3 protein-coding genes are annotated in these 4,145 nt (G+C 46.9%); all 3 read right to left on the bottom strand.

Annotation, left to right across the window (positions count from 1 at the left end):
- Positions 1 to 105: CBS domain-containing protein (locus tag V3S16_RS05695; RefSeq protein WP_413883711.1), on the bottom strand; the 105-nt coding region annotated here is incomplete at its 3' end.
- A gap of 51 nt (positions 106 to 156) precedes the next feature.
- A complete protein-coding gene (locus tag V3S16_RS05690) occupies positions 157 to 1,848 on the bottom strand; it encodes a transglutaminase domain-containing protein (RefSeq protein ID WP_413883709.1) in 1,692 nt (563 codons plus the stop codon).
- A 233-nt stretch (positions 1,849 to 2,081) separates the two neighbouring features.
- Positions 2,082 to 4,142, bottom strand: coding sequence for a 6-phosphofructokinase (locus tag V3S16_RS05685; protein WP_413883710.1), 2,061 nt, complete (start codon positions 4,140 to 4,142; stop codon positions 2,082 to 2,084).
- Positions 4,143 to 4,145: the final 3 nt, after the last annotated feature.

Below are 4,145 nucleotides of genomic sequence, written 5' to 3'. Positions count from 1 at the left end.
CCCCTTTGACACTACCGGGAGATGTCGGATAGAGTTCACTTTCATAACTTCAATGGCTTCCCTGATAGAGGCGTTTTCATTTATGGTAATTGGGTCGGCAATCATCAAGGAATGAATTTTCATGTTTTATTCCTTTCTTAAACAGATGTTGTGCGCCTATTTCGCGGTAAGTCCTATGACTCGATAGTTGAATTCATAGGCCAAGCTGCGACTCCAGGTTTCATCAAACATGGTTTTATACCGCGTGCCGTCCTGCGGCCCGACGGGCTTGCCATAGGTAAAAAACCAGTTCACGATAGGGCCGCCGGTGAATCCCAGAGCAACCCAGTAGCGGCCTGGTGAGAGTATCACGGAAGTTGCGGTAAAATCAAAGTCCACCCAGGTATAACCGGGTGTGAACTTCAATTGGTTGAGTTCGATGATATCGCTTGTGGCGATCAGGTCACCGGGGGTTCCCCCGTTGTCTTTTGAAAGTTCCAGCCAAAGCTGTCCTTCGGAATTAAATTTATGCAGCGCCAGCCCGGTGTGCTGCAATTGCATTGGTTTGGTTAGAATAAACGTCTGGGCGTATTGATTTCCCCGTGTGGTTACATACTCGGCCGTCTCCACCAGAAAGTTTTTACGCATTTCCATTATATTGCCAGAATGTCGTTCAGCCGGCCCCCGTGCAGAGAGAAAATCTACGTTTTCAGGAAAGTCCAGGTTGCCAAACACGTACGCCTTTTTGAAGCGCAGGCGTTTTAATACTTCTTCCGGCACTCTCAGGGGCGTCGGGGGGGGGGCTACGGTTACTTTCAAAAAAGCGGCTTCGACTTGAGGGCTGAGCAGCAGCCCGCGGGGGCCATAGTTGGTTTTCCGGCCTGAAAGCTTAATGTGATCGTTAACAAATTCAGCTTGGATGCTCTCCTCAAATACCGGTCGTCCCGACGAGCTGCTGGCCTGGACCCAGCGCATAAGCCCATCCTGGCGTGTTTCGTTGTTATCCAGGCCGGTCTCCACCCTAATAAAACGGTTGCTAACGAACAGTTCGGTTCCCTGGGGGTCGAACGGCACCCAGCCCAGGTCCGGAAAATAAACTTCTATCCAGGAATGCCGCCCCTGGGCCATTTTCATGGTAAGTATAGAATTCCCTATATTAATGTCATAGGGTTGTTTCAAGGTAATTCCATTTACAATGCGCACAGGAATTCCAACCGCACGCATTATGGCTGCCGAAAGGTGCGAGTAATTCTGGCAATTACCCTTGCCGCTTTGCAAGGAGTACAACGCATCGTAGCTTTGGGGAATCAGCACATAGTGCATATGATCCACCACCCATGTTAATATTCTTTGGACAGCATCAAATTCATTTTTGGCCGTACTGGTTAATTCACGGGCTTTGGAGCGAATTTGACTGTCGTCGGCAGGGACTTGATCGGTAGCCTTTAAATATACTTTCACCTGCTGCGGCAACCTGCTGAGCGGAAATGGTGCCCCGGTCTTCAGGGTCTGCAGCCTGGTGCTGTTGATTGCCGTAAAGCGGATAGTCGTTGTCACCGTCCCAAGCGGCGCTTTCCAGGTCGCTTCGACAACCTTGTTCCCGCGCTTGTCGGTTCGCTCCTCACGCCTTAAGGGCGGGGGAAAAAAGTTAAGCTCAAAATCCTCAATCCGCTGGTTGTAGGTCGGCGAAGAAAAAGACTCCGGGACAACACTACTGAGCATCAGTTTTTTGAGACCGGCCGACGGCCGTACTCTTTGAACCATCTTATATTTGATTCGCGATTCCTGGCTGCCGTTGAGAAGATAATTTTCCCCAAACACAGGAACCGCTGCAAATACAATCAGAATAACAATTGACAATCGCTTCATTTTTGAACCATATTTAGGTCTCTTATTCATGGCGAATTTTATAACTTTTTCATATGGTATTTTTACCCGAGATTGAAGCAGATACTGGATACTTGATACTTGATGAAAAAGGATGGTTATTTTTCCTTACCAGCATCCAGCATCTGGTATCAAGCATCAGTTAGTCTCAATTAATGTGTTTGGAATCTCATCAACTTGTCGGTTTGAAACAAAGCTTCATTATTACATTAACATCATGAATCCAACGCATTCAACCCCAGGGTAATCGGCCGGTCTTCCTCGCTCCTGCCGGTAAATCTGATGGGACCCGGCCGTCTGTAATTATCCTCACCCGGTGTGGCCGCCAGCCATTTCTCTCTGAAGGCCTTTACAACCTTAAACGCCGTAGAATTGATATCCACTATGCTCTTTTCCAAAACCAGGGTCAATTTTCCTTTTCTTTCCTCAAGGTGCATCAACGGAGCAATAGGAATTCCAATGGGCTGCCATTGAGAAAAGTCCTTTTCCAGATTTCTGATGGCTGCCATCTGACCGGTGGCACCATTGGCAATCAGGCTGAAAACCGTCAATCCCAGGTTATAAGTGTACATACAGTCAAATCGGGTGGGGTCGTTACCCCTGCCGTCATAGCCGTAAAAATGGAGCTGTGTTTTGAATTTGGGAACAGATTTGTGATAGATTTTTTCAATGGACTCCGGAACTTTTTCAGTCTCTGAAATGGCACCTTCCTTCACCAGCGCCTGCTTGAGGGTTTTCAATGACATGATGGACGGCTTCATCAGAAAAAACTGGGCATCATCATAATTTTGAAACAGGATCGGTCCCAGGTAATCCGGATCAAGTCCGCCTTTGTCCAGTGTCTTGCGGTAATAGGATCTTTCAATTCCTATCTTATAAGTTCCATTTTCCTTAAGGCTGTTCAGATAATCCCTGACCATTCCCAGGATGACCTTATCGGTTTCAACTTGCGAAAACTGAAAATTTCCATGACTGTCCCTTTCCATTAGCAGGCCTTCTTGAAAAAAGGCCGGAATATCATTAAACAACTCATGGTCACGCATGTTCCATATGGTAAAAGAATTATCCTCTTGTGAACGACCGGCCAATCTTCGTAAATATTCCAGCTTCTCTTCCAGCAAAGAAAAATCGGTGTGAAAATCCGTATCATGGGTTTGGTTATATTCGGAGATAATCGTATTCAGCTTTATGATAAAAATCTGAATCTCATTGATAAATTCCAGAACCCCTTCCGGTATTACGATCACGCCGTAGTTTTTTCCTACGGCAGCCCGCCTGACAATGCCGTCACAAATCATGCGGGACAAATGCCTCAGGGTCATCCCGTAAGCATGATAATTAATTATCCCCTCTGCTGCCGCCTTTTCAATTCTTTCTTTATCAACGTAGTCGGCAAGATCCTCACCGATTAGAGTGATATTCGCATGGGTCTGCAAAGCGGTCTCGAGTGCCAGGTGACTGGCAACTCTTCCCATTACCTTGCAAATGTGCCAGTATTTGACATCCGAACTGCTATCAGTACAAAGGTTGCCGATCTCCATTGCAAAAGCTCTGGCAGCGGTATGAAATCCGAATGACATGGCGCATAAGATTCTCCCGTTGCTATCTCTGACCTGAATATCGCCGTCAATGGTCTTGGGAACCCCTATCACCTGGATGCCGTCTGCGAGCATTTCCTGGGCCAAAAAAGCCGCATTGGTGTTGGAATCGTCGCCGCCTACGATCACTAAAGCGTCCAAACCAAACCGTTTGCAGGTCTCTTTTGACAGCTCCATTTTTTCTTTGGTATCGATTTTCGCCCGTCCGGTCTTGATCATGGTAAACCCGCCCAGGTTTCTAAATCTGTCCACCAGGCTCCCGGTTATCTCAATGGCTTCACCTTCAATGATCCCGTCCGGTCCTAAAAGGAAACCGTATATGATGGTCTCGGGATTGGCTTTTTGGGCGGCATCGTAAAGCCCGGCAATAACATTGTGACCGCCGGGAGCGGGCCCCCCGGAAAAGACAATACCAATTTTGCGCTTTTTATTGAATTGTTCTTTGAAAGTTTCCTCAGGTGTCTGCAACTCAACAATGGTTTGCACTTTATTATCGATAATTCCCGGCAGACACCGTCCGGCTTCATTATCCACATCAAATTTAAAATGAGGCTTATCTTCCAGTATGGCATAAGAACTGGAAAATACTTTGCATACCGGAGGTTTATACTCTCTGCGCTCAATTACTTCCTGATTGATATTGTCGGTTACTTTTTGGACCTCCGGATGTTTCAGTATATC

Origin of the sequence: Candidatus Desulfatibia sp., assembly GCF_036446775.1 — a bacterium.
GTDB lineage: Bacteria > Desulfobacterota > Desulfobacteria > Desulfobacterales > UBA11574 > Desulfatibia_A.
Note: the sequence above shows the minus strand (reverse complement) of the source record. Positions and strands in the feature narration are given on the sequence as shown.

What these genes read in the sequence shown, in the direction of transcription:
- V3S16_RS05690 (WP_413883709.1), bottom strand. Translation starts at nt 1,848, where the DNA reads ATGAAGCGATTGTCAATTGTTATTCTGATTGTATTTGCAGCGGTTCCT.